General features: G+C 70.9%; 26 protein-coding genes. 10 read left to right on the top strand and 16 right to left on the bottom strand.

What is annotated here, in order from left to right:
- Positions 1 to 82 precede the first annotated feature (82 nt).
- Complete coding sequence (locus DEJ49_RS15885; RefSeq protein ID WP_150184732.1) at positions 83 to 928, top strand: calcium-binding protein; 846 nt, start codon at positions 83 to 85, stop codon at positions 926 to 928.
- Between the two features lie 18 nt (positions 929 to 946).
- On the opposite strand, the gene DEJ49_RS15880 is transcribed toward DEJ49_RS15885, so the two are convergent.
- Complete coding sequence (locus DEJ49_RS15880; RefSeq protein WP_150184731.1) at positions 947 to 3,349, bottom strand: cation-translocating P-type ATPase; 2,403 nt, start codon at positions 3,347 to 3,349, stop codon at positions 947 to 949.
- Between the two features lie 95 nt (positions 3,350 to 3,444).
- On the bottom strand, positions 3,445 to 3,702 hold the full coding sequence (locus DEJ49_RS15875; RefSeq protein ID WP_055568429.1) for a DUF2530 domain-containing protein: 258 nt from the start codon (positions 3,700 to 3,702) through the stop codon (positions 3,445 to 3,447).
- A gap of 199 nt (positions 3,703 to 3,901) precedes the next feature.
- On the opposite strand from DEJ49_RS15875, the gene DEJ49_RS15870 reads away from it, so the two are divergent.
- Positions 3,902 to 5,356 carry an NCS2 family permease gene (locus DEJ49_RS15870; protein WP_150184730.1) on the top strand — a complete coding sequence of 485 codons (1,455 nt, stop codon included), beginning with the start codon at positions 3,902 to 3,904 and terminating at the stop codon, positions 5,354 to 5,356.
- 39 nt (positions 5,357 to 5,395) lie between these two features.
- On the opposite strand, the gene DEJ49_RS15865 is transcribed toward DEJ49_RS15870, so the two are convergent.
- Positions 5,396 to 5,578 (bottom strand): ribbon-helix-helix protein, CopG family, encoded by a 183-nt coding sequence (locus DEJ49_RS15865; protein ID WP_079075028.1) that lies wholly within the window; start codon positions 5,576 to 5,578, stop codon positions 5,396 to 5,398.
- A 143-nt stretch (positions 5,579 to 5,721) separates the two neighbouring features.
- Here DEJ49_RS15865 and DEJ49_RS15860 point away from each other — a divergent pair, with 143 nt between their 5' ends.
- Together DEJ49_RS15860 and DEJ49_RS15855 are read left to right on the top strand one after the other, a co-directional pair.
- Complete coding sequence (locus DEJ49_RS15860) at positions 5,722 to 6,159, top strand: MarR family winged helix-turn-helix transcriptional regulator (protein WP_150184729.1); 438 nt, start codon at positions 5,722 to 5,724, stop codon at positions 6,157 to 6,159.
- Positions 6,160 to 6,244: 85 nt separating this feature from the next.
- Complete coding sequence (locus DEJ49_RS15855; protein ID WP_190329365.1) at positions 6,245 to 7,591, top strand: MFS transporter; 1,347 nt, start codon at positions 6,245 to 6,247, stop codon at positions 7,589 to 7,591.
- A 30-nt stretch (positions 7,592 to 7,621) separates the two neighbouring features.
- Here DEJ49_RS15855 and DEJ49_RS15850 read toward each other — a convergent pair whose 3' ends face one another.
- A complete protein-coding gene (locus tag DEJ49_RS15850) occupies positions 7,622 to 8,146 on the bottom strand; it encodes a GNAT family N-acetyltransferase (RefSeq protein ID WP_150184728.1) in 525 nt (174 codons plus the stop codon).
- Positions 8,147 to 8,168: 22 nt separating this feature from the next.
- Here DEJ49_RS15850 and thpR point away from each other — a divergent pair, with 22 nt between their 5' ends.
- The gene (gene thpR / locus DEJ49_RS15845; RefSeq protein WP_150184727.1) at positions 8,169 to 8,759 is read left to right on the top strand and encodes an RNA 2',3'-cyclic phosphodiesterase; all 591 of its coding nucleotides are present in this window, start codon (positions 8,169 to 8,171) and stop codon (positions 8,757 to 8,759) included.
- A gap of 221 nt (positions 8,760 to 8,980) precedes the next feature.
- Here the strand turns inward: thpR and DEJ49_RS15840 are convergent, their stop codons facing one another.
- The 3 genes from DEJ49_RS15840 to DEJ49_RS15830 all read right to left on the bottom strand — a co-directional run bounded on the left by DEJ49_RS15840 (position 8,981) and on the right by DEJ49_RS15830 (position 11,203).
- On the bottom strand, positions 8,981 to 9,973 hold the full coding sequence (locus DEJ49_RS15840) for an aldo/keto reductase (RefSeq protein ID WP_150184726.1): 993 nt from the start codon (positions 9,971 to 9,973) through the stop codon (positions 8,981 to 8,983).
- A 65-nt stretch (positions 9,974 to 10,038) separates the two neighbouring features.
- On the bottom strand, positions 10,039 to 10,626 hold the full coding sequence (locus tag DEJ49_RS15835) for a Uma2 family endonuclease (protein WP_150184725.1): 588 nt from the start codon (positions 10,624 to 10,626) through the stop codon (positions 10,039 to 10,041).
- A 79-nt stretch (positions 10,627 to 10,705) separates the two neighbouring features.
- Positions 10,706 to 11,203 (bottom strand): MarR family winged helix-turn-helix transcriptional regulator, encoded by a 498-nt coding sequence (locus tag DEJ49_RS15830; protein ID WP_150184724.1) that lies wholly within the window; start codon positions 11,201 to 11,203, stop codon positions 10,706 to 10,708.
- Between the two features lie 26 nt (positions 11,204 to 11,229).
- Here DEJ49_RS15830 and DEJ49_RS15825 point away from each other — a divergent pair, with 26 nt between their 5' ends.
- Together DEJ49_RS15825 and DEJ49_RS15820 are read left to right on the top strand one after the other, a co-directional pair.
- On the top strand, positions 11,230 to 11,739 hold the full coding sequence (locus DEJ49_RS15825) for a carboxymuconolactone decarboxylase family protein (protein WP_150184723.1): 510 nt from the start codon (positions 11,230 to 11,232) through the stop codon (positions 11,737 to 11,739).
- A gap of 62 nt (positions 11,740 to 11,801) precedes the next feature.
- Positions 11,802 to 12,899, top strand: a complete 1,098-nt coding sequence (locus DEJ49_RS15820; protein ID WP_150184722.1) for a hypothetical protein — start codon at positions 11,802 to 11,804, stop codon at positions 12,897 to 12,899.
- On the opposite strand, the gene DEJ49_RS15815 is transcribed toward DEJ49_RS15820, so the two are convergent.
- Complete coding sequence (locus tag DEJ49_RS15815; RefSeq protein ID WP_150184721.1) at positions 12,853 to 13,584, bottom strand: SGNH/GDSL hydrolase family protein; 732 nt, start codon at positions 13,582 to 13,584, stop codon at positions 12,853 to 12,855. The two genes, DEJ49_RS15820 and DEJ49_RS15815, sit on opposite strands and share 47 nt — an antisense overlap.
- Before the next feature lie 101 nt (positions 13,585 to 13,685).
- Here DEJ49_RS15815 and DEJ49_RS15810 point away from each other — a divergent pair, with 101 nt between their 5' ends.
- Positions 13,686 to 14,699, top strand: coding sequence for a WD40 repeat domain-containing protein (locus DEJ49_RS15810; RefSeq protein WP_150184720.1), 1,014 nt, complete (start codon positions 13,686 to 13,688; stop codon positions 14,697 to 14,699).
- A 20-nt stretch (positions 14,700 to 14,719) separates the two neighbouring features.
- On the opposite strand, the gene DEJ49_RS15805 is transcribed toward DEJ49_RS15810, so the two are convergent.
- Positions 14,720 to 15,487, bottom strand: a complete 768-nt coding sequence (locus DEJ49_RS15805; RefSeq protein WP_150184719.1) for a TetR/AcrR family transcriptional regulator — start codon at positions 15,485 to 15,487, stop codon at positions 14,720 to 14,722.
- A 114-nt stretch (positions 15,488 to 15,601) separates the two neighbouring features.
- Here DEJ49_RS15805 and DEJ49_RS15800 point away from each other — a divergent pair, with 114 nt between their 5' ends.
- Together DEJ49_RS15800 and DEJ49_RS15795 are read left to right on the top strand one after the other, a co-directional pair.
- On the top strand, positions 15,602 to 16,600 hold the full coding sequence (locus DEJ49_RS15800; RefSeq protein WP_150184718.1) for an ATP-binding cassette domain-containing protein: 999 nt from the start codon (positions 15,602 to 15,604) through the stop codon (positions 16,598 to 16,600).
- The gene (locus tag DEJ49_RS15795; protein WP_150184717.1) at positions 16,597 to 17,433 is read left to right on the top strand and encodes an ABC transporter permease; all 837 of its coding nucleotides are present in this window, start codon (positions 16,597 to 16,599) and stop codon (positions 17,431 to 17,433) included. Before DEJ49_RS15800 ends, DEJ49_RS15795 begins: the two co-directional genes overlap by 4 nt.
- A gap of 93 nt (positions 17,434 to 17,526) precedes the next feature.
- Here the strand turns inward: DEJ49_RS15795 and serC are convergent, their stop codons facing one another.
- The 7 genes from serC to DEJ49_RS15760 form a co-directional block, all read right to left on the bottom strand.
- A complete protein-coding gene (serC, locus tag DEJ49_RS15790; protein WP_150184716.1) occupies positions 17,527 to 18,645 on the bottom strand; it encodes a phosphoserine transaminase in 1,119 nt (372 codons plus the stop codon).
- 147 nt (positions 18,646 to 18,792) lie between these two features.
- Complete coding sequence (locus DEJ49_RS15785) at positions 18,793 to 20,007, bottom strand: cytochrome P450 family protein (protein ID WP_150184715.1); 1,215 nt, start codon at positions 20,005 to 20,007, stop codon at positions 18,793 to 18,795.
- The gene (locus DEJ49_RS15780) at positions 20,004 to 21,272 is read right to left on the bottom strand and encodes a cytochrome P450 (RefSeq protein WP_223832857.1); all 1,269 of its coding nucleotides are present in this window, start codon (positions 21,270 to 21,272) and stop codon (positions 20,004 to 20,006) included. The genes DEJ49_RS15785 and DEJ49_RS15780 overlap by 4 nt, the downstream gene beginning before the upstream one ends.
- The gene (locus tag DEJ49_RS15775; RefSeq protein WP_150184714.1) at positions 21,269 to 21,928 is read right to left on the bottom strand and encodes a GTP-binding protein; all 660 of its coding nucleotides are present in this window, start codon (positions 21,926 to 21,928) and stop codon (positions 21,269 to 21,271) included. Before DEJ49_RS15775 ends, DEJ49_RS15780 begins: the two co-directional genes overlap by 4 nt.
- Positions 21,909 to 22,265, bottom strand: a complete 357-nt coding sequence (locus DEJ49_RS15770) for a DUF742 domain-containing protein (protein WP_150184713.1) — start codon at positions 22,263 to 22,265, stop codon at positions 21,909 to 21,911. Before DEJ49_RS15770 ends, DEJ49_RS15775 begins: the two co-directional genes overlap by 20 nt.
- On the bottom strand, positions 22,262 to 22,759 hold the full coding sequence (locus tag DEJ49_RS15765) for a roadblock/LC7 domain-containing protein (protein ID WP_190329364.1): 498 nt from the start codon (positions 22,757 to 22,759) through the stop codon (positions 22,262 to 22,264). Before DEJ49_RS15765 ends, DEJ49_RS15770 begins: the two co-directional genes overlap by 4 nt.
- A complete protein-coding gene (locus DEJ49_RS15760) occupies positions 22,756 to 24,336 on the bottom strand; it encodes an ATP-binding protein (protein ID WP_150184712.1) in 1,581 nt (526 codons plus the stop codon). Before DEJ49_RS15760 ends, DEJ49_RS15765 begins: the two co-directional genes overlap by 4 nt.
- Positions 24,337 to 24,425: the final 89 nt, after the last annotated feature.

Here is a 24,425-nt window from a genome sequence, read left to right as displayed (position 1 = left end):
AGTCAACAGACTCCTAGATCACTCGGTACCCGCGTGACGCGCCTCGCGCTCCGCGGGTGCCCTTCTCCACCTGGGGAAACACATGCGCATCCGTGCCACCGTGGCCGCACTGTCCGGCACCCTGGCCCTTTCCGCACTCGCCGTTCCGGCCGCGACGGCCGTCGACGGCCCTAGCACCCCGAAGCTCGCCGTCTCCGTCGCCAAGGCCGCCAAGGTCAGCAACGGCGCCAACGCCGGCGACACCAAGATCACCAAGATCACCGTCAATGGTGGCAAGGACGTCGTGCTGGGCACGACCGAAAAGAAGAAGTTCACCGTCGCCGTCACCGCGACGGACCCGGAGGGCATCGTCGCGGGCAGTGCCTTTCTCTGGCACGGTCCCGACAAGGACCACGCCGACGGCGTCATCTCGCCCGATAACTTCGAGGGCAAGTGCGTGGTCGTGAACGCGACCACCTCGACCTGCACCGTCACGGTCGTCGCCGACCCGAAGGTGGACCTCTTCTCGAACGACGCAGCCGGCGGCGGCTGGAAGGCCTTCGCCACCGTGGGCACCGGCGGCATGGGCGAGGCCACCGTTGAGGGAGCCAAGACGGACCTCCGCGTCCAGCGCGCCGCCCGCCTCACGACCAACGCTTCCCCTGAGCCCATCAAGAAGGGCAAGACCCTGACGGTCACCGGCGCCCTCACCCGAGCCAACTGGGAGACGTCGAAGTACGCCGGTTACACCAAGCAGGACGTCAAGCTCCAGTACAAGAAGAAGGGTGCCAGCAGCTACACCACCCTCAAGACGGTCAAGTCCGACACCAAGGGCAACCTGAAGACCACGGTGAAGGCGTCGGCCGACGGCTACTTCCGTTACGTCTTCGCCGGTACGTCGACGACCCCGTCGGTGACGTCGACCGCCGACTTCGTCGACGTCCAGTAGCAGCCGCCGCACCACCCCCTACGCCGGAAAGCGGCGGTCCACCCAGCGGTAGACGACCTCGATGACCAGTGAGGCCACCGCCGCGATCGCGACCGCCGCCCACGGCATCGTCGTGCCCACCAGCTTCAGCTGGAAGAAGTCCTGGAGCCAGGGCACGGTCAGCACGAGCAGGAAGCCGAGACCCATCGCGCCGATCAGGCCGATCCGCCACCACGTGTAGGGGCGGGCGATGATGGCGAGGACCCACATGGCGATCAGGAACAGCGCCAGCGTGGCCGCGCTGGTCTCGGCTTCCCGCGCACCCGCGCCGTCGTAGTGGTGCCGGGCCAGCAGATACGTCACGAACGTGGCGACACCCGCGACGACGCCGCCCGGAATCGCGTACCGCATGACCCTGCGGACGAAGTGCGGCTTCGCGCGCTCCTTGTTGGGGGCCAGGGCGAGGAAGAAGGCCGGGACGCCGATCGTCAGCGTGGAGAGCAGCGTCAGGTGGCGGGGCAGGAAGATGTACTCGACCTGCGAGCAGACGACGAGCAGCGCGATGATCACCGAGTAGACGGTCTTCACCAGGAACAGCGTGGCGACGCGCGTGATGTTGCCGATGACGCGGCGGCCCTCGGCGACGACGGACGGCAGCGTCGCGAAGCTGTTGTTGAGGAGCACGATCTGCGCGACCGCTCGGGTCGCCTCGGAGCCCGAGCCCATCGAGACGCCGATGTCGGCGTCCTTGAGGGCCAGGACGTCGTTCACGCCGTCGCCCGTCATCGCGACGGTGTGGCCGCGGGACTGGAGGGCGCCGACCATGTCGCGCTTCTGCTGCGGGGTGACGCGGCCGAAGACGGAGTTGTCGTCGAGGGCCTGCCCCATCTCGTCCCGCTCGGCGGGCAGCTTGCGCGCGTCCACGGTGTTCTCGGCGCCGGGCAGGCCGAGCTTGCCCGCGACGGCGCTCACCGAGACGGCGTTGTCGCCGGAGATGACCTTCGCGGAGACGTCCTGCTCCTCGAAGTAGCGCAGGGTGTCGGCGGCGTCTGGCCGCAGCCGCTGTTCCAGGACGACGAGGGCGGTGGCTTTGGTGCCGGATGCCACGTCGGGGGCGTCCAGGTCCTTGTCCGCGCGGGCGAGGAGCAGCACGCGCAGGCCCTGCTCGTTGAGGTCCTCGATCTCGGCGAGCGAGGCGTCACCGTCGGGCAGGAGCACGTCCGGGGCGCCGAGGAGCCACGTCGACGTGGTGCCGTCGCCCTCGCTGAAGGAGGCGCCGCTGTACTTGCGGGCGGAGGAAAAGGGCAGCGACTCCGTGCAGCGCCACTCCTCGCTGTCGGGGTAGGCGTCGATGATCGCCTGGAGTGAGGCGTTGGGGCGCGGGTCGGACTCGCCGAGGGCGCCGAGGACCTTGCGTACGTACGTCTCGTCGGCGCCGTCCAGCGGGCGCAGCTCGGTGACGTCCATGCCGCCCTCGGTGAGGGTGCCGGTCTTGTCGAGGCAGACCGTGTCGACGCGGGCGAGGCCCTCGATGGCGGGGAGCTCCTGCACCAGGCACTGTTTGCGGCCGAGCCGGATGACGCCGATCGCGAAGGCCACGGAGGTGAGGAGGACGAGCCCCTCCGGGATCATGGGGACGATCCCGCCGACCGTGTAGGCGATGGACTCCTTGAAGTTGTCGTCCTTGACGACGAGCTGGGAGATGACCAGGCCGATGGAGGTCGGCACCATCAGCCACGTCACGTACTTGAGGATCGTGGAGATGCCGGTGCGCAGTTCGGAGTGGACGAGGGTGAAGCGGCTCGCCTCCTCGGCGAGCTGGGCCGCGTAGGCCTCGCGGCCGACCTTGGTGGCCTTGAACGCGCCGCCGCCCGCGACCACGAACGAGCCCGACATCATCTTGTCGCCGGGTTTCTTGATGACGGGGTCGGCCTCACCCGTGAGCAGCGACTCGTCGACTTCGAGGCTGTCGGTCTCGACGGCCTCGCCGTCGACGGGGATCTTGTCGCCGGGGCCGAGCTCCACGAGGTCGCCGAGGACGATCTCGGAGGCGGAGATCTCGGCGGCCTGTCCGTCGCGGCGCACGGTGGGTTTGGCCTCGCCGATGACGGCCAGGCTGTCCAGCGTCTTCTTGGCGCGCCACTCCTGGATGATGCCGATGCCGGTGTTCGCGACGATCACGAAGCCGAAGAGGCTGTCCTGGATCGGCGCGACGAACAGCATGATCACCCAGAGCACGCCGATGATCGCGTTGAAGCGGGTGAAGACGTTGGCCCGGACGATCTCGCCCAGGGAGCGCGAACTCCGTACCGGTACGTCGTTGACCTCGCCGCGCGCGACCCGCTCGGCCACTTCCGCGGAGGTCAGGCCGGTGGCCCGCCCCTTGGGGGGTGGCACCGGGTGGACCGGGTCGAGCTCGGCGCCCGCGTCGATATGCGTCATGCATTCGACGGTAAGGGGGGTCTTGCGGCTTCACCCCTTGAATGCCCCAAAGATCCGACCAGGGTAGGACGCGTGCCGTCCCCTGGTTGTACGGACTACTGGGGCTGTGTGACCTTCGACCTCTTGATCGCGGCGTCGCGCTTGCGTACGTACCAGATGCCGATGAGGCCGAGGCCCGCGCCGGCCAGGCAGGTCCACACCCACCACGTCGCGTCGCGGTCGTCGAACCAGCCGTAGAACGGCAGCTGGACGAGGAAGAGGACGAACCAGAGGATCGTGCCACCGGTGATGGTGGAGACCACGGGGCCCTCCAGGGGCTCCGGCGCCTCGTGCTTGGGGGTCCACTTCGCCATGGGTACAGCTTACGAGGCGGGTCCGTCGGCTCGTGCACGCGTTGCCCTGGAGGGGTCTACGCGCGGAGATAGCGATTTCGGCTTCATGTATTCATACTGAAACGGCTCGTTAATGGCCGATTGCTTTCGTATGAAGAAACAAAGCACTCAAGATTCGCTGTTAACGATCTTCCCCTTCTCTGAGCTCATGAGGTCACGCATGTCTCCCTCGGCCAGCGCCCCGGTCGACGCCAAAACGCCGCAGCCGCAGCCCCCGCAGGGCGGCATCGACAAATACTTCAAGATCACCGAGCGCGGCTCGACCCTCGCCAGGGAAGTCCGCGGCGGCTTCGCCACCTTCTTCGCGATGGCTTACATCGTCGTGCTGAACCCGATCATCCTCGGCAGCGCGAAGGACATGTACGGGCACCAGCTCGACAACAAGCAGCTCGTCACCGCGACCGTGCTGACCGCCGCCTTCACCACGCTCCTCATGGGCGTCATCGGCAACGTGCCCATCGCGCTGGCCGCCGGACTCGGCGTCAACACCGTCGTCGCCCTCCAGCTCGCGCCCCGCATGTCGTGGCCCGACGCCATGGGCATGGTCGTCCTCGCGGGCTTCGTCGTGATGCTGCTCGTCGCCACCGGTCTTCGGGAGCGCGTGATGAGCGCCGTGCCGCTGGGGCTGCGCAAGGGCATCGCGATCGGCATCGGCCTGTTCATCATGCTGATCGGCCTCGTCGACGCGGGCTTCGTCTCGCGCATCCCGGACGCCGCGCACACCACTGTCCCGCTCCAGCTCGGCGGCGACGGGCACCTCAACGGCTGGCCCGTCCTCGTCTTCGTGCTCGGCGTGCTGCTCACCCTCGTGCTCCTCGTGCGCAAGGTGCCGGGCGCGATCCTGCTCAGCATCGTCGTCATGACGGTCGTCGCGATGATCATCCACGCCGTCGCCGGGCTCAAGGGCCAGTCCTGGGGCCTGACCAGCCCGGAGTGGCCCGGCAACCCCGTCTCGGCACCGGACTTCGGGCTCGTCGGCCAGATCAGCCTGTTCGGCGGCTTCGAGAAGGTCGGCGTCCTGACCGGCATCCTCTTCGTCTTCACCGTGCTGCTGTCGTGCTTCTTCGACGCGATGGGCACGATCATGGGCATCGGCGACGAGGCCAAGCTCACCGACGCCAACGGCAACATGCCCGGCATCAACAAGGTCCTCTTCGTCGACGGCATCGCCGTCGCCGCGGGCGGCGCCTCCTCCGCCTCCGCCACCACCTGCTTCGTGGAGTCCACGGCGGGCGTCGGCGAGGGCGCCCGCACGGGCTTCGCGAACGTCGTCACCGGCGGCCTCTTCGCCGTCGCGCTCTTCCTCACGCCGCTCGCCACGATGGTCCCGTCCCAGGCGGCCACGCCCGCGCTGCTCGCGGTCGGCTTCCTGATCCTGTCCGGGTCCATCGGGCAGATCGACTGGGCGGACTACACGATCGCCATTCCCGCGTTCGTGACGATGCTGATGATGCCGTTCACGTACTCGATCACGAACGGCATCGGCGTGGGCTTCATCACCTTCACGGTGCTGCGGCTCGCGTCCGGGCGGGGCCGCGAGGTGCCGGTCGCGATGTACGCGGTGTCGGCGGTGTTCGCCTTCTACTACCTGATGCCGGCGCTGAACCTGACGTAGCGGCTGTAGCGGCTGTAGCGGGTCACGAGGCCGTGCGTCTCACGCGGCCCCGTAGAACTTCTCTGTCTCCTCGACGGACGCCTTGAAGCGCTCGTCGAAGTCGTCCCGAATGAGCGTCCGGACCACATAGTCCTGGACGCTCATTCCTCTTTTGGCCGCGTGCTGTCGGAGCCGGTCGAGCAGCTCACCGTCTATGCGCAGGCTGAGCACTGGCGATCCCATGCCTGACAGGGTCCTCGGCCGCGCGAGTCCGGCGCGTCACTTTCCGAAGTCACCTCACTCGTTCGGGTGACGAAATGGTTCAGTCTCGTACTTCTGGGAATCCAGGTGGTCTTTAGCTAGGGTAATGAGTTACGCTAACAAACATGCCGGACCTCTCCCATGGTGACGATGCCGTCGCCGTGAACGCCTTGCGCTCCGCTGTGATGCGCCTGTCCCGTCGACTCAAGCACCAGCGGGTCGACGAGTCGCTGAGCCCCACCGAGATGTCGGTGCTCGGCACCCTCGCCCGCTGCGGCTCCGCCACCCCGGGCGAGCTCGCCCGCAAGGAGCACGTGCAGCCGCCGTCGATGACCCGTATCGTGGCGCTGCTGGAGGCCAAGGGCCTGGTCCGGCTTGAGCCGCACCCCGAGGACCGCCGCCAGAAGGTGGTGACCCAGACCGAGACCGCCGAGGCCATGCTCGAAGAGAGCCGCCGCAAGCGGAACGCCTGGCTCGCCGGTCTGGCGGAGGACCTCGACGAAGACGAGTGGGCGCGGCTCCGCGCCGCCGCTCCCGTGCTGGAGAAGCTCGCGCACCTGTAGGGGGCTCGTCCCCAGTCCCGCGGCACCCCGCGGGCACTCCCGCCGCCCGCGGGAGCCGTACGTACGCCAAGGAGGCGAACCCGCTTTGAGTACGGGATCCGGAGCAGACTCCGCCCCCGCACCAACCGCCCTCGACAAGCCCGCCCGCCCCCACAAGACCTCGATGTTCAGCTCGCTGAGGATCCGCAACTACCGGCTCTTCGCGACCGGCGCGGTCGTCTCGAACACCGGCACCTGGATGGCCCGCATCACCCAGGACTGGCTGGTGCTGAGCCTCACCGGATCCTCCGCGGCCGTCGGTATCACCACGGCCATGCAGTTCCTGCCGATGCTGCTCCTCGGCCTGTACGGCGGCGTGATCGCCGACCGCTTCGCCAAGCGCAACCTGCTCTTCCTCACGCAGGGCGCGATGAGCCTCAGCGGGCTCTTCCTCGCGGCGCTGACGCTCAGCGGCCACGTCCAGGTCTGGCACGTCTACTTCGCGGCCTTCTTCACCGGCCTCGTCACCGTCGTCGACAACCCGACGCGGCAGTCCTTCGTGTCCGAGATGGTCGGACCCGACCAGGTCCGCAACGCCGTCTCGCTGAACTCCGCCAACTTCCAGTCCGCCCGCCTCATCGGCCCCGCCGTGGCGAGCGCGCTGACCGCCGCCGTGGGACCCGGCTGGGCGTTCCTCGCCAACGGTCTGTCCTTCCTCGCGCCGCTCACCGGCCTCATGCTGATGCGCACCGCCGAGCTGCACCACACCCCGCGCAAGCCGCGCGGCAAGGGGCAGCTGCGGGAGGGCCTGAACTACGTGTCGAAGAACCCCGAGCTGATCTGGCCGATCGTCCTCGTCGGCTTCATCGGCACCTTCGGCTTCAACTTCCCGATCTGGCTGAGCGCCTTCGCGGACGACATCTTCCACGGCGGCGTGGGGATGTACGGGCTGTTCAACACCCTCATGGCGATCGGCTCGCTGGCCGGTGCGCTGCTCGCGGCCCGGCGCGGCACGTCGCGGCTGCGGCTCCTCGCCGGGGCGGCCACCGCCTTCGGTGTGCTGCAGATCGTGGCCGCGTTCGCGCCCGAGCTGTGGATGTTCGTCGCGCTGATCGTGCCGATCGGCATCCTCGGCCTGACGGTGAACGTCACCGCCAACTCCTCGGTCCAGATGGCCACGGACCCGGAGATGCGGGGCCGCGTCATGTCGCTGTTCATGATGGTCTTCACCGGCGGCACGCCGCTCGGCGGCCCGCTCTTCGGCTGGCTCGCCGACGCGTACGGCGTCCGGATCAGCATGGCCGTCGGCGGTCTCGTCTGCGCCCTCGCCGCAGTCGGTGTCGGCCTGGCGCTGGCCCGCGCCGCCAACCTGCGGCTGAAGGTGGACCTCCGCCGCGGCCGGCAGCACGTGCGGTTCGTGCCGAGGGAGCGGGAGCTCGCTACGGCGGCGTAACCGCCCGGTGTGTGCGGGTACAGGGCCCGGTCAGACGTGCTGTGCGAGCACCTGGCCGGGCCAGCTGCCGTCCGGGCCCGTGAACGGCTCGGTGGCGGTGAAGCCGTTGCTCTCGTAGTACGCGACGAGGGCGCGGTCCTCGCCCCGGTAGCAGTCGACCCGCAACAGCCGGACGCCCTGTCCGCGGGTTTCCTCGACGGCGTGCGCGAGCAGGGCGCGGCCCACCCCGCGGCCCGCGAAGCGGCGGCGGTCGGCGGCGAGCAGGTGGATGTACCGCTCGGGCTCGTCGGCCGGCGGGATGATGTCGCCGCCGGGCCCGTCGGTGAGCGTCACCGTGCCCGCCACCTCGCCGCCGATCTCCGCGATCCACGGTTCGCCCGTCGTCAGGTACTTCTCGACGAGGGCGACGGCCTTCGGGTTCTCCGACCAGGGCTTGGTGCCCCACTGTCCGGTACGGCCCTGCGACACGAGCCACTCCACGGCCCCGTCGAAGAGCGCGAGGACGGCGGGAACGTCGTCGGCCCCGCCCTGCCTGATCTCTATCGGGTCACTCATGCGGGGAGGTTAGCGTCACCCCATGAGACTCTTCGCCGCGGTCCTCCCGCCGGACTCCGCGACCACCGAACTCGCCGCCGCGACGCGCGCGTTGAAGGAGCTGCCGGGCGCCGACGGGCTGCGCTGGACGGCCCGCGACAACTGGCACTTCACCCTCGCCTTCATGGCCGAGGTCGACGGCGCGACGGTGCCGGACGTCATGGCCCGCCTGGAGCGTGCCGCGCACCGCACGCCGCCGTTCCCGCTCGCCCTGCGCGGCGGCGGCCACTTCGGGGGCCGGGCGCTCTGGGCGGGCGCCGCGGGGGACGTGGCGGCGCTGAGGCTGCTCGCCGCGCGGGCGGACGCGGCGGCGCGCAAGGCGGGCGTGACGATGGAGGAGCACCGGCACTACCGCCCGCACCTGACGCTGGCACGCACCCGCGGCGAGGGCGATCTCGCCCCGTACGCGGACGCGCTCGGCTCCTTCGAGGGCACCCCGTGGACGGTCCGGGAGCTGACCCTCGTACGCAGCAATCTGCCGAGGAGCGGGGTGGCGGGGGAGCGGCCCCGGTACGAGGTGGTCGGGCGCTGGGTACTGGGAGGCGGCGCGGGGGAGTCCGGCGGCGCCGGTTAACCTCGTCTGCGTGGACCCGAAAACCAGGAACCGGATCATGGCCGGTGTGCTCGTGCTGATGTTCGTCGTGGTGGCGGTGGCGGCCGCGGTCGGCGGTTAGCCGACGCGCGCGCCGCCACGCCGTGCCTCTCCGGGAGATCTCCGAGGGATCTCCGAGGGATCTCCGAGGGATCTCCGAGGGATCCCCGGGGATCCCCGAGGGAGGCACCTTCACTCCGTCCTCACCAGGCGAAGGACTCCGGTGACGGGCCGGGGCCGGGGAAGATCTCGTCCAGCGCGTCGAGGACCTCGCCGGACAGTTCGAGCTCGACCGCGCGCAGTGCGGATGCGAGCTGCTCGGCCGTGCGGGGGCCGACGATCGGCGCGGTGACGCCGGGCCGGGTCAGCAGCCACGCGAGCGCGACCTCGCCGGGTTCCAGACCGTGCTTGTCGAGCAGGTCCTCGTACGCCTGGACGCGTGCCCTGACCTCCGGCTTCGCGAGCTCGGCGGCGGACCTGCCACCGGTGCGGCGCGACCCCTCGCCCTCCTTCTTGAGCACGCCCCCGAGCAGCCCGCCGTGCAGCGGCGACCAGGGGATGACGCCGAGGCCGTAGTCCTGGGCGGCCGGGATGACCTCCATCTCGGCGTCGCGGGAGGCGAGGTTGTAGAGGCACTGCTCGCTGACGAGGCCGTAGCCGCCGAGGCGCCGGGCGGTCTCGTTGGCCTGGGCGATCTTGTAGCCGGGGAAGTTGGAGGAGCCCGCGTAGAGGATCTTGCCCTGCCCGACGAGGACGTCGACGGCCTGCCAGATCTCCTCGAACGGTGTCTGCCGGTCGATGTGATGGAACTGGTAGAGATCGATGTGGTCGGTCTGCAGCCGCTTGAGGCTGGCATCGACGGCGCGGCGGATGCTGAGCGCGGAGAGCCGGTCCTGGTTGGGCCAGGTCTCCTCCCCGTGCGGGGCCATGCTGCCGTACACCTTGGTGGCCAGTACGACCTTGTCGCGGCGGCCGCCTCCCTGCGTGAACCAGGTGCCGAGGATCTCCTCGGTGCGGCCCTTGCCGGCGCTCTGGCCGTAGGTGTTGGCGGTGTCGAAGAAGTTGACGCCCGCGTCGAGCGCGGCGTCCATGAGCGTGTGGCTGTCGGGTTCGTTGGTGAGCGGCCCGAAGTTCATGGTCCCGAGCGTGAGCCGGCTGACCTTGAGCCCTGTGCGTCCCAGCTGCGTGTACTTCATGGGGATCAAGCCAACGGGGTGGAGTGGGCTCCAGGCAAGGGGGTTGCGGCGGGGCGGGGGCCGGGTCAGTCGCGGGAGAAGTCCGAGGTGTCGATGGTGAGGTCGAGGAAGGTGTGGGTCAGGTCGATCTCCTCGCCGAAGTCCACTTTCGTCTCGACCCGGTAATCGCCCAGCTTGGGCTGGGTATAGACATGACATTTGCCCTGATAGGGGTCGACGACCAAGTAGACGCCGACCTCGGCCGTTGCGTAGCCGGTCTTCTGGGGGCCGTAGTCGTTCTCGCCGGTACTCCTGGAGATCACTTCGGCGACGAACTCGACGTCCTTGCACAGGAAGCCACCCTGCTTGGTGCGCTCGGCCCCTTCGGCGACCAGTGCCACGTCACTGCAGAAGGCGTTGAGCGCCCCGGGGTAGTCGATGCGTACGTCGGACAGCAGGCGGCGACGTTCGTACTTGGACCTGAGCTGCTCCAGTAGACCGAAGATGATGTCCCAGTGGTTGGACCGCTGTGGCGTCATATGGACGGCTCCCCCGACGATGTCGATCTTGTATCCATCGAGGAAGGGCCCCTGCTCAAGCGCCGCGAACATCGCGTCGAGAGTGCGCTCGTTGTCGGTGTCGGCCATCTCGGTCCTGTCGTCCACAACGGTCATCGTGGCGCTCCTCCCCGGCCTCCCCGGTGAGTGCGGCCGCGCAGTACAACGATACGCACGGTGACAAGGTCACGTCCGGTCACGAGCCGCCCAGCCAGCCCGCCGCGTCGAGGCGGAACGCGTCCGGCGGTACGACCGTGCGCAGGGACGACTCCAGGTCGGTGAGGTGGTCCGCGCCCAGGGCCGCCGCCCACTCCGCCCGCAGCTCGTCGAAGACGGCCGCCGAGCGGCGGAGGGCGTCGATGCCGTGCGGGGTGAGGCGGACGAGTTTGCGGCGGGCGTCGGCGGGGTCGTCGGTGCGGGCCGCGTAGCCGAGGGCGATCAGACGGTCGACGGTCTTGCCCGCCGCCTGCTTGGAGACGCCGAGGCGGCGGCCGACCTCGCTGGCGGTGGCGCCGTCCGGCCCGACGGCCTGCATGGCGAAGCCGTGGGCGGGGCGGATGTCGGGGTGGCCCTGGCGGGCCAGTTCGGCGTGCAGGCGGTCGATGAGGGTGCGGAATCCGGCGAAGAGGAGGAGGGGCAGCTCGTAGCCCTTGCCTGCTTCGACAACCTGGTTTACCTTCTTGTCGTCAACCATGTTGTCGATTTTAGGGGGCTGTACGCATGTTCACCGCGCACACACCGGAAACCGCACCGCCCGACTCCCGCCCCGCGATGGAACGCACCGCCGCCGCCTTCGGGGGGCAAGTGCCGGACGCCGTCGCGCGGCTCGCCGGGTCACCCGAACTCCTCAACGGATTCCTGCAGATGTCCGCCGCCTTCGACCGGACGACCCTCGACCCCGTCGCCCGCGAGGTCGTCATCATGACCGTCGCCGTCCGCAACGACTGCCACATCTGCGTCACCCTGCACACCGGCAAGCTGCGCAAGCTCGGTGCGGGGCCGGAGCTGGTGGCCGCCCTGCGCGAGCAGCGCCCCCTGGACGACGATCGCCTGGAGGCCGTACGGCGGTTCACGCTCGCCGTGCTCGCGACGGCGGGTGGCGTCCCTGACGACGACCTCAAGGCGTTCCTCGCCCACGGTCACACCGAGCGCAACGCCCTCGAAGTCGTCCTCGGAATCGGCGCGTACACGATGTCGACGCTCGCGAACCGGCTGACGCGGGCGGCCTGACCGCACCGTGCGTCGTACGTCAACTCCATTGCAATACAAGCGACTTGACTCACAATGAGCCCATGGACGTCGTTGCTGAAGCGGTGCGCGTGGTGGCCGGGTTCGCCGGTGGGGCGGCGGGGGCCGTGGGGGCCGAGGTGGGGCAGAGCGTGTCCGACCTCGTGCGGCGGCGCGTCGGGGCCAGCCCGTCCGGGCAGGCCGCGCTCGCCGTCGTGGACGAGCGGCCGCAGGACCCGGCGGCGCTCGCCGCGCTGACGGAGGCCTTGCGGGAACGGGTCGCCGCGGACCCGGAGTTCGCCGCCGGACTCGCCCAGGCCCTGGCACAGGCGCTCGCGGGCCCGCCGCCGTCCGAGCCGCCACCGCCGCCCGGCCCGCCGACACCGTCCGAGCCGCCGCGGGAACCGCCCGGGTCTCCGCGGCAGTACACGGGCGGCATCGTCATCGACGGCGGCGCGAAGGTGCGCGGCAGCACGCTGTCGCTGGGGCCCGTGACCTTCAACAACACCCCGGGCGGGCGTACGGCGTTCGTCGCATGCCTGGCCGTCCTCGCCGCCCTCGTGGTCCTCGCCGTGTACGGCGGTACGCAGGCCTTCGGCGGCGACGACTCGCCGGGCAAGGGCGGGGTGGCCGCGTCCGGCGTGGAGGCGGGGGACGGCGGCGGGGACTGGGAGCCCGAGCCGCTCGCCGACGCCGACGCGGTCAAGCAGGTCCTCCCCGGCACGACCGATCTGGCGTCGGGCTGGACGATGAGCAGTCCGCCCAGCGCGGACGTCTCCTCGCAGGACGACGGCTCGACGTACGAGGGCGAGGCCGAGTACCTGCCGAGCTACGGCATGGACACCCGGTTCCGGGTCCTCGCGTACCCGAGTGCGGACAAGGCCTCCGCCGCCTTCCGCGCGCGGAGCCGGGAGGCCGCCGAGGAGGGGGCGCGGCGGATGACGATGCCGGCGGTCGGCGACGAACTCATCGCGTTCTCCCTGTCCGAGAGCCGCGGCGAGGGGTACGTCACCGAGACCACGAACCACACGATGGTCCGCACCGGCACCGTGCTCACCTTCGTCAGCGGCAAGGACACGGAGAGCCGCCACTACGACAGCGGCGACCTGCAGTTCGTCACCCGGTTGATGTCCGAACGGGCCCGGAGCGCCCAGTCGGGCTGAGGGTGTCGTAGGGGGCGCCGATGCCCCAGGCCTGGGACATCGCGTCCGCGAAGGCCGCCGCGAGTTTGTGCTCGCCGCTCGCGTTCGGGTGCGTGCCGTCGTACGTGTCGGCGTGGATGTCGTACGTGGGCGGGGGCGAGGCCAGGAGGAGCGGGGAGCGGGGCGTGTCCAGGTCCGCTGCCGCCTTCGCCAGGAGTTCGTTGAAGCGGGCGACCTCGGCGGCGAAGGGGGCGTCCGACGCGGCGCGGATGTTCGGGATGACGGGGAGCAGGACCATGCGGACGTGCGGGTTCGCCGAGCGGGCCGCCGTGACGAAGGCGCGGACGTTGTCCGCGGTCTGCTCCGCGTTCGTGTAGAAGCCGAGGTCGATGAGGCCGAGGGAGACGAGCAGGACGTCGGCGGGGTCACGGTCGAGCGCGCCCGCGATCTGCGGGGCCATGTGCAGCCAGCCCTCGCCCCAGCCCGCGAGGTGGTTGCGGGGGAAGTCCGGGGACGCGGCGGGGTGGTGGTCGTGGGAGACCGGCTCTCCCGCCGCCTTGTCGTAGAGCGTGGTGCGCGGGCCGGTCACGGCGAAGCCCCCGGGGCCGAGGGTGCCGCGCAGGTGCTGCCACATCCGGTGGCGCCAGGTGTGTTCCCCGGCGCTTCCGATGGTCATCGAGTCGCCGACGAACATGAACCTGAGCATCCGCTCATCATCGCGGATGAGGGCGGCCTGCTGCGATGTGAGGCTGCGCACGCTCTCGGGCCGGACGGAGGGCGAACGTGGCCGGATGGCACTCTTGGCCCATGCGTTCGCTTCGGTCTTTTCCGTCTGTCCTCGCCGGTGTCGGCGCCGCGTTGGTCCTCACCGTGGCCGCGGCCGTGCCCGCCGCGGCCGACGGCCACGACGGGTTCACGATCGAGGACCCGCGCATCGTCGAGTCCAGCGGCCTCGCCGCGTCCCGCGCCCACCCCGGCGTCTACTGGACGCACAACGACCAGGACAAGGGCGCCTTCCTGTACGCGGTCGACTCGAGGACGGGGAAGACCGTCGCCACGATCACCATGACCGGCGTGGGCAAGCCGCGCGACGTCGAGGCGATCTCGGTCGGCGGCGACGGCAACATCTACGTCGGCGACATCGGCGACAACCTCAACGGCACCTGGTCCAACGTCTGGGTCTACAAGCTGCCCGAGCCGAAGACCCTGAAGGACCAGACGGTCCGCGCCACGCAGTACGTCGTGAAGTACGCGGACGGTGCGCGGGACGCGGAGGCGCTGATGGTGCACCCGAAGACCGGCCGCGTCTACATCGTGAGCAAGAACGAGGACGGCGGCGGTCTCTACGAGGGCCCGGAGCGGATGTCCGCGTCCGGCACGAACGTCTTCCGGCGGATCTCCGAGATCGACCTGTGGGTGACCGACGGCGCGTTCTCGCCCGACGGCGAACAGCTGGCGCTGCGCGGGTACTTCGGCGGCGTCTGGTACGCGTGGAAGGGCGCCGGACAGAAGCCGCAGCGCAAGGGCAGGCTGAGCGTGCCGCTGCAGCGGCAGGGCGAGTCGGTGACGTACACGCTCGACGGGACGACCCTCATGTACGGCACCGAGGGAGAGCGGAGCGAGGTCAAGCCCGTGGAGGCGCCGGGCGGCGGGTCGGGGGACGGCTCCGGCGGGTCGTCCGGTGGCGCGGGGTCCGACGACGGGGGCGGGAGCTCCGGGGCCGAGGGGGGCCTGAAGACGGGGGTGATCGTCGTCGGGGCGGTGCTGCTCGCCGTGTTCGGGTGGAGGCGGCTGGGGCGGCGCGGGGGCGGCCGCAGGTAGTCGTACGGGAGCAGGCGCCCTCAGGCCTCGGCGCGGCGCCGGGCCACCAGGGCGTCCAGGCCGTCCAGGAGGCGCTGCAGGCCGAACTCGAAGTGGTCGAAGTCCGGGCCGAACGAGTCGTCGGTGAGGCCGGCGAGGGTCGGGTAGCGGCCGCTCTTCATGATGCGTTCGAGGGTCGGCGCCTGCGCCGCCCAGAAGTCCTGCTCCGACAGGCCGCTCCTGGTCACGGCTTCCATCTCGTGCACCTGGGTGCGGGCGACCCCGGTGACGTACCCCTCGGTCATGACGATCACCCCGACCAGCTCGGGGTCGGTCAGGCCCATCGGCTTGATGCGCGACAGCACGCGGTCGAGGCCGCCGACGGCGCCGGGGCCGAGGACCGGGCGGGCCTGGTTGACGTGGAGCAGCCAGGGGTGGCGGCGGTAGAGGACGAGGGTCTCGCGCGCGAACGCCTCGACGCCCTCGCGCCACCCGCCGGTGAACGGCTCGTCCTCCTCCGGCGGCGTGTTGACGCGGTCCAGCATCAGGTCGACGAGGTCGCCCTTGCCGGGGACGTACCGGTACAGGGACATCGTGCCGGTGCCGAGCTCCGTGGACAGGCGCCGCATGCTGACGGCCGCGAGTCCCTCGGCGTCCGCGAGCCGCACCGCCTCGGTGACGATCCGGTCCAGCGTGAGGCCCGGCTTGGGGCCGCGGGCCGGGCGACCGCCCTCGCCCCAGAGCAGCTCCAGGCTGCGGGTGATGTCGCTGCCGGTGCGCCGGTCGTCGCCGCCGTTCGTGCTCGTCATGGCGCTCAGCCTAATCGCAGACCCAGAAACTGGGTACGGTGTACCCGCAGAACTGGGTACGGTGTACCCTCAATTGAGTACGGCGTACCCAGAGGGTGTGGGAAGGGGCAGTCGATGAAGGACCCGATCAACGGGAACGGCTTCGCGGTGCGGGCCGAGGGACTTGAGAAGCGCTACGGGGAGAAACGCGCGCTGGACGGCTTCGACCTGCACGTCGAACAGGGCACGGTGCACGGGCTCCTCGGACCCAACGGCGCGGGCAAGACCACCGCCGTGCGCATCCTCTCCACGCTCGTCCGGCTCGACGGCGGCCGCGCCGAGGTCGCGGGCGCCGACGTGGTGCGCGAGTCCGCGCTGGTCCGCGGCCGTATCGGCCTCACCGGTCAGTACGCGGCGGTCGACGAGATCCTCACCGGCCGGCAGAACCTGGAGATGTTCGGCCGCCTCTTCCACCTCGGCGCCCGGCGCGCGGCACGGCGCGCCCAGGAACTCCTGGAGCAGTTCCACTTGGAGGACGCGGCGGAGAAGGGCGCGGGTCAGTACAGCGGCGGCATGCGGCGCAGGCTCGACCTCGCCGCGTCGATGATCCTCGCGCCCGCCGTCCTCTTCCTCGACGAGCCGACCACCGGCCTCGACCCGCGCAGCCGCCTCGAAGTGTGGGACGCGGTCCGGGGGTTGGTGGCGGACGGGACGACCGTGCTGCTCACCACCCAGTACCTGGAGGAGGCCGACCGGCTCGCCTCCCGCATCACCGTCATCGACCGGGGCCGCGCCATCGCGGACGACACTCCCGACGGCCTGAAGAACACGGTGGGCGGCAGCCACCTCGACGTCGTCGTACGCGACCACGCCGACCTGCCCGCGGCCCTGCGGGCCGTCTCCCGCGTCTGCGACGGCGAACCGCTCGCCGTCGACGTGGAGCGCCGCGTGCAGGGCGCGGTGACGGACCGCGTCGCCGCCCTGACGGAGGTGGCGCGGACCCTGCGGGACGAGGGCGTCGCGGTCGAGGACATCGGCCTGCGCAGGCCCAGCCTCGACGACGTGTTCCTGCGGCTCACCGGCCAGACGTCCGCGACGACGACCGAGAAGACCAAGCAGGAGGTCGCGGCATGAGCGTCACCCTCGCACCGGTCCAGGCCGCCCCGCACGGGCGCCTCTTCTGGGCCCTGTCCGACTGCTGGAACGTCACCCGCCGCTACCTGACGCACTTCCTGCGCCAGCCCGTCACCATCGCCTGGCAGCTCGGCTTCCCCATCATCAGCGTGCTGCTGTACGGCTTCGTCTTCGGCGAGGCGATGAAGGTGCCCGGCGGCGGCGAGGACGGTGACTACAAACAGTTCCTGATGCCCGGCATGTTCGTGATGACCATGGCGTTCGGCTTCATGAACACCGCGATGGGCGTCGTCACCGACTCGACGAAGGGCGTCATCGACCGGTTCCGCTCGATGCCGATGGCCCCCTCGGCGGTCGCGTCGGGCCGCGGCCTCGCCGACCTCATCGTGGCCTGCGCCGAGCTGACCATCCTCGCGCTGACGGCACTCGCCATCGGCTGGCGCTCCAGCGCGGGCACCGTCGACACGCTGCTCGCCTTCGGCCTGCTGCTGTTCCTGCGCTTCAGCCTGATCTGGGTGGGCGTGTACCTGGGCCTGGTGGTTCCCACCCCGGAGGCGGCGGGCGGCCTCTACGCGGTGGCGTTCCCGCTCACGATGATCTCCAGCGTCTTCGTGGCGCCGTCCCTGATGCCGGACTGGCTGGCCCCGGTCGCCGCGTGGAACCCCGTCTCGTCGACGGGCACGGCCACGCGCGAACTCTTCGGCAACCCCGGCGCGGGCGGCACGAGCTGGGTCGAACAGCACGCGCTGCTGATGGCGGTGGTGTGGCCGGTGGTGATCTCGCTGGTGTTCCTGCCACTGGCGGTACGCAGGTTCAGGAGCCTGAGCCGCTGAGCCGCTGAGGCTTGGGGCGCGCCCCGTTTTTAGGGGCGCGGGGAACTGCGCGACCAGCCACGACGAACCTGCGGCCGGTCGCGCAGCGGCGTCTCAAAGTCGCTCGATGATGAAGTCGATGCACTTGGTCAGCGCCTCGACATCCGCAGGATCGATCGCCGGGAACATCGCCACGCGCAACTGGTTGCGGCCCAGCTTCCGGTACGGCTCCGTGTCGACGACCCCATTCGCCCGCAACGTCTTCGCGACAGCGCCGGCGTCGATCTCGTCCGAGAAGTCGATCGTGCCGATGACCTGCGACCGCTTCGCCGGGTCCGTGACGAACGGCGTCGCGTACTTGGACTCCTCGGCCCAGCCGTACAGCGTGCGCGACGACGCGGCCGTGCGGCCCGTCGTGAACTCCAGGCCGCCCTGCGAGTTCATCCAGTCCAGCTGCTCGGCGAGCAGGAAGAGCGTGGCGAGCGCCGGGGTGTTGTACGTCTGGTTCTTGCGGGAGTTGTCGATCGCCGTGGGCAGCGAGAAGAACTCCGGGACGTGCCGGCCCGACGCGTGGATCCGCTCGGCGCGCTCGATCGCCGCCGGGGAGAACGCGGCCAGCCACAGGCCGCCGTCGGAGGCGAAGGACTTCTGCGGGGCGAAGTAGTAGACGTCCGTCTCGGCGATGTCGACCGGCAGGCCGCCCGCGCCGGACGTGGCGTCCACGAGGACGAGGGAGCCGGCGTCGGCGCCCTCGACCCGCTTGATCGGGGCGGCGACGCCGGTCGACGTCTCGTTGTGCGTGAAGGCGTAGACGTCGACGCCCGCCTCCGCCTTCGGGTCCGGGTGCGTGCCCGGGTCGCTCGTGATCACGGTCGGCTCGGCAAGCCACGGGGCGAGCTTCGACGCCTTCGCGAACTTCGAGGAGAACTCGCCGAAGTTGAGGTGCTGCGACTTGTTCTCGATCAGGCCGTGCGTCGCCACGTCCCAGAACGCGGTGGAGCCGCCGTTGCCGAGGATCACCTCGTACCCCTCGGGGAGGGAGAAGAGATCGGCGATGCCCTCGCGCACGCGGCCGACCAGGTTCTTGACCGGGGCCTGCCGGTGGGAGGTACCGAGGAGGGAGGTGCCGGTGGCGGCCAGGGCGTCCAGCGCCTCCGTACGCACCTTGGAGGGGCCCGCGCCGAAACGGCCGTCGGCGGGCTTCATGTCAGCGGGAATCTGGATCTCAGCCACGGTTGGAGCCTAGCGGCTCAGGGCGCGGGGTTCCGGTGGTGTCCGTCGACTGAGATCGTGCCCCCCACCCGGCGTGGACGACTCGGGGCTCCGCCCCGGACCCCGCTCCTCAAACGCCGGAGGGGCTGGAACCAGTGCCGGAGGGGCTCAAGCTTTTGCTCCCAGTTGCACCGGCAGGTCGTACAAATCGTTCTGGGTCACCACCGGCTTGTTGCGGAGTGCCTCGCGCGGGACCGCCAGGGTCAGGTTCGGGTAGCGGGTGTAGAGGGCCGGGAGGGCCACGCCCGCCTCCAGGCGGGAGAGCGCCGCGCCGGGGCACACGTGCGGGCCGTGGCCGAACGAGATGTGGCGGGTCGGCGACGTGCGCGTGATGTCGAACGAGTCCGCCGTGGGACCGTGGGCCCGCTCGTCGCGGCCTATCGCGCCGTACGAGACGATCAGCGCGTCACCCTTGGCGATCACCTTGTCCCCGACGGGGACGTCCTCCGCGGCGAAGCGGATCAGGACGTGCGAGGTGGGGGTCGCGTAGCGCAGGGTCTCCTCGATGACCGCGTCCCAGCCGACCTCGCCGGAGAGGACCAGAGCGAGTTGGTCGGGGTGGGCGGAGAGGTTCACCACCGCGTTGACGATCAGGGAGATCGTCGTCTCGTGGCCGGCCGCGACCATCAGCTGGAGCGTGGAGAGGATCTCCGCGTCCGTGAGGTGGTCGCCGTCCTCGGAGGCCAGGATCAGCGCGCTGGTGAGGTCGTCGCCGGGCTCCGCGCGGCGCGCCGCGACGACCTTGCCCATCATCTCGGCGAGCTCACCGAGCGTCGCCACGACCTCCTCCGGAGGCGTCTGCGTCGAGAAGAACTTGTCGAAGAGGACCTTCAGGCGCGGGTGGTCCGCCTCGTCGATGCCCATCAGGTCACTGATGACGTACATGGGGAGGGGGTACGCGAACTCCGCCTTCAGGTCGACGGGGTCCGGGCCCTCGGGGAGTTTGTCGAGGAGCGTCGCCGTCAGTTCCGCGATGCGGTCGCGCATCCGCTCCACGCGCCGCGGCGTCAGCGCCTGCGCCACCAGCGTGCGCATCCTGCGGTGCTCCTCGCCGTCGACCGTCAGCATGGAGCGGCCGGGGTTGGCGAGGCCGATCAGTGGCCAGTCGGCGGGTATCTCGCCGCGCTGCCACGCGCCCCAGACCTCGATGTCCTTCACCAGGCGCTTGTCGGTGAGGAGTTGCCGGGCCTCCGCGTGGTGCGTGACCGCCCACACCGGTACGCCGCCCGGCAGCTCCGCCTCGGCGAGCGGGCCCGCCGCGCGCAGCCGTGCGCTCTCGCCGTCGAGGTCGGTGACGAACGGATCCAGGGCGATACGCGTCATCTGGGGTCTCCAAAGGCTGAGGTCGGGGTCGGGGTGAAGCTCACCGGAAGATCGGTCAGGCCGCGCAGCCAGGGCGAAGGGCGGCGGCTCAGGGCGTCGGCCGGTACGGCGAGGTCGAGGTCGGGCAGCCGGTCGAGGATGACCTCGATGCCGGTCCGCGCGATGACCTCGGCGACCTCCTGCGCCGGGAAGGGGCAGCGGTGCTCTCCGTGGCCGAACGAGAAGTGGGCGCTGTTGCCGCCGGTCAGCGCGGAGCCGTCGGTGCGGACCTGCGGGTCGGCGTTGGCCGCGGCCAGGCCGAGGAGCAGCAGGTCGCCGGAGTTGATGCGGCGGCCGCCCAGCTGCGTGTCGCGCGACGCCCAGCGCCCGGCGACGTTCTGCGTCGGGGTGTCCTCCCACAGGACCTCGTTCATGGCCTCCGCGACGCTGTGCCGGCCGCCGAACAGGGACGCGGCGAACCGGTCGTCGGTGAGCATCAGGCGCAGCGAGTTGCCGATCCAGTCGGCGGTCGGCTGGTGGCCCGCCGCCATCATCACCATCAGGTCCTGGGCGATCTCCTCATCCGTGAACCCGTCGGCGCCGTCGGCCGCCTGCGTCTCCAGCATGTACGAGGCGACGTCCGCGCCCGGCCGCACGTGCTTGTCGGCGATGAGCCGCGCCATCGACTCGCCCAGGTGCTGCGCGCCCGCCAGGGCCCGCTCGCGGCCGTCGATCATGTCGTTCATGGCGGTGACGAGGCCGGGGCCCTGCTCGTCGGAGAAGCCGTAGATGCGGGCGAGGACGCGGACCGGGAGCAGCATCGCGTACTCGGCGACGATGTCCGTGGTGCCCTTGCCGCAGAAGCGGTCGATGAGCTCGTCGGCGAACTGCTCGGCGTGTGCCTTGAGTTCGAAGGGGTCCACCGCTTCGAGTGCGTGCGCGATCATCGCGGCCCGCCGGGTGTGCCGCTCGCCGACGGTGTAGAGGATCGACGGCTGCTTGTGGCCGATCATCGGGAGCAGCGGCCAGTCGGCGGGGATGTTCGGCCACTGGTTCCACAGCTCGGAGTCGCGGCTGTAGAGGACCGGGTCGGCGGTGACCTGGTGCAGTTCGCGGTAGCCGAGGACCAGCCAGGCCGGTATGTCGCCGTCGAGCAGGACAGGGGCGACGGGGCCGTGGTCGCGGCGCATCTCCCGGTACAGCTGGGTGGGTTCGGTGGCGAACCGCGGTCCGGAGAGCGGTACGGGCGCGGCGCCGGCACCGGCGCCGGTCACGGGGCAGGTCACTGGGGGGTCTCCTGAAGGGCGTTGCGCTGGGCTGCGTACAGCGACTGGAGGTGTTCGACGAGCGTGATCAGCACGTTCTTGCTGGACTCGCGCGAGCGGGCGTCGCAGTCGACGAGCGGCACGCCCGGGTCGAGGTCGAGCGCCTCGCGCAGCTGCTCCGCGGTGTGCGCGCCGTTGCCGAAGTCGTTGCGGGCCACGATGAACGGCGTGCCGTGGTGCTCCAGGCGGTCGATCGCGTACCAGGAGTCCTCCAGGCGGCGGGTGTCGACGAGGACGACCGCGCCGAGCGTGCCGGAGAAGAGGCGGTCCCACAGGAACCAGAAGCGTTCCTGGCCGGGGGCGCCGAACAGGTAGAGGATGTTGTGCGCGTCGAGCGTGATGCGGCCGAAGTCGAAGGCGACGGTCGTGGACGTCTTGCCGGCGAGGCCTTCGAGGCCGCCCGTCTCGTCGATGCCCCGACCGGCCTGCGTCATCGTCTCCTCGGTGTTGAGGGGACGGATCTCGCTGACGGAGCGGACCAGCGTCGTCTTGCCGACGCCGAAGCCGCCGACCACGACGATCTTCAGACCGTTGTCGGCGGTCGCGGTCAGCTCGGTTCGAGTGGTGCCGGGTCGAGTGGTGCCGGTAGCGCTGCGTTCAGAGGTTGCGGAGTCCAACGAGCACCTGCTCCAGGATGTCGGGGTCGGGAAGGCTGTGGTCGGCGGCCGCGCGCGGGTGGCGGGCGCTGATCCGGCCCGCGTCGAGCAGGTCGGACAGCAGGATGCGGGTGATGCTCACCGGCAGGCCGAGCTCTGCGGCGATCTCCACCGTGGCGGTCGGCAGGTGGCACAGGCGCAGGATCGCGGCGTGTTCGGACTGCATGCCCGGCACCGGGCCGGACTCGGCGACGACGAGGGTCACCAGGTCGAAGGGGGCGTCGGGCGCCGACCGGCTGCGTCCTCCGGTGAGGGTGTACAGCCGGTCGGGGGAGTCGTCCCGGCCGGGGCGGCTCATGAGGCGGGCAGCGTGTGGGGGCCGCCGTCGGCGCGGGGCGCGGCGCGCAGGTGCTCGCCGAGCTGCTCCACGAGCTCGGCCATGGTGTGGCCGACGAGTCCCGCGTCGGCGTCCTCGGCGGCGATGACCGCGAGGTGCGCGCCCTCGCCGGCCTCGACGATGAAGAGGATGCCGCCGTAGAACTCGGCCATCGCCGAGCGGACCCCGCCGCTGCCGTCGCCGAACTCGGCGGAGGCGCCGTGCGACAGGGACTGGATGCCGGCGGCTATCGCGGCGAGCTGGTCGGCCTGGTCGACGGAGAGTTCGGGGGTGCGGCAGAGCTTCAGGCCGTCACGGGAGAGCACCAGGGCGTGGCGTGCGCCGGGGGTGCGCTCCAGGAGGCCTTGCAGGAGCCAGGTGAGCTTGGCGTCGGTGGTGGTGCCGGGGGTGGCGGCGGGGGTGGTGCCAGTGGTGGTGTCGGTGGTGCCAGTGGTGCCGGTGGTGCCGTTGGTCATCGGGGGGTGTCGCCTTCCGGGTGCGAGGGGGTTGCGGTGGCGTCCGGGCTCACGTCCAGGTCTTCGGACGGGGCCGAAGGGTCCGTGGGCGTGGTGCGGACTGCCTGGCGGAAGCTGCTGAAGCGGGCCGCGGTGTCCGCGGCGGTGGCGGCGCGGGGGCGCCGGGTCTCTCCCGTGTCGCTGTCCGCGCGGGCGCGTTCCGCCGCGGCGAGGGTGCGGCCTCGGGGGCGCTTGGGGAGGGGGGCGTCGGGGGTGGCTTCGGCCGTGCGCCCGGGGTCCGTCCGTGGGGACGGGGCCACGGGGGGATGTGCGTACTCGCCATCCCTGCGCCGCGTCGGAAGTTCCTGGACGCCCGGGTCCGCTCGGTGCTCCGTGCGCACATCCCCCCGCGTCCCCTCCCGTGCGTTCGCGGGTGCGGGCGACGCGGTGGTGGCGGCCGGTGGGAGTGCCGCTGTCGTCGTGGACGACGCTGCCGTCAGGGATGCCGGGACCGGGGGCGGGGCCGTTGTCGTCTCCGAGGGGCGGGTGAGCAACTCCTGGGGGATCAGGAGGAGTACGCCCGTGCCGCCTCTCGCCGAGGGGCGGAACGACACCGTCAGGCCGTGCTTGCGGGCCAGCCTGCCGACCACCGCGAGACCGAGTCGCGTGCCGGAGAGACCGGCGAGGCCCTTGGTCTCGCCGGAGACCGCCTGTTCGGCCCGGCGCTGCTGCACGGGGCCCATCACCAGGCCGCTGTCCTCTACGGAGATGATGACGCCGGCCGCGACTTCCTCGATGTAGACGTGCACTTCGGAGGTGGGCGGCGAGAAGTTGGCAGCGTTGTCGAGGAGTTCGGCGAGGGCGTGCATGACGCCCTCGGCGGCGTGGCCCGCCACGGCGACCTCGCTGGCCGAGTGGACGCGCACGCGCTGGTAGCCGCCGATGCGGCCCATCGCGCCGCGCAGGATCGACTCCATGACGATGGGGCGGGCCCAGCGGCGGCCCGAGCGGGCGCCGGTGAGGACGGCCACGGAGTCGGCGATGCGGCCGGCCTGCGCGGTCCTGTGGTCGAGGTGGAGGAGGTCGGTGAGGACGTCCTCGTCGGCGTGCCTGCCCTCCATCTCGCGGAGGTCGGCGAGCATGCCGGTGGCCAGGGCCTGCATGCGGCCCGCGGCGTTGGCGCTGGCGGCGAGGGCGGCGGCGCGCTCGGACTCGGCGGCGCGGGCGCGCACCGTCAGCTCGTTGCGCTCACGGACGAAGTGCTCCGTGAGGGCGGTGCGCTCGCGGTGGAACTCCTCGGTGCGGGCGGCCTGTTCGTGGATCAGGCGTGTGGCGTCCTGGTGGGCGGCGGCCAGGCGGCGGCGCAGCAGGGCGGTGGTGCGGGTGGAGTGGAAGGCCACTGTCACCGATGCGGTGAGCGCCAGGGACGCGGCGCCCGCGCCCCAGGCCAGGGGGGTCTGTATGGAAGTGGGTGCGAGGGCGACGGCGGCTCCGGTGAGCGCCGCGGTGACCAGGGCACTGGCCAGCAGGACGAACACGGACGGACGCAGCGGAGGTTGCTCCGTCCCGGGGCGCGCTAGGGGGGTTGGCGCGGTCATCAATCGGGGTCCTCGATCGGAAGCGACACACTCTGCTCAAGTCGAGATCACTATAGGAGAGTTAATGACCGGGGTGGGAATCTTCCCGT

Source organism: Streptomyces venezuelae (assembly GCF_008642335.1).
Classification (GTDB): Bacteria; Actinomycetota; Actinomycetes; order Streptomycetales; family Streptomycetaceae; genus Streptomyces; species Streptomyces venezuelae_F.
The sequence above is the reverse complement of the archived record's forward strand: the minus strand, read 5'-3'. Positions and strand labels throughout refer to the sequence as shown.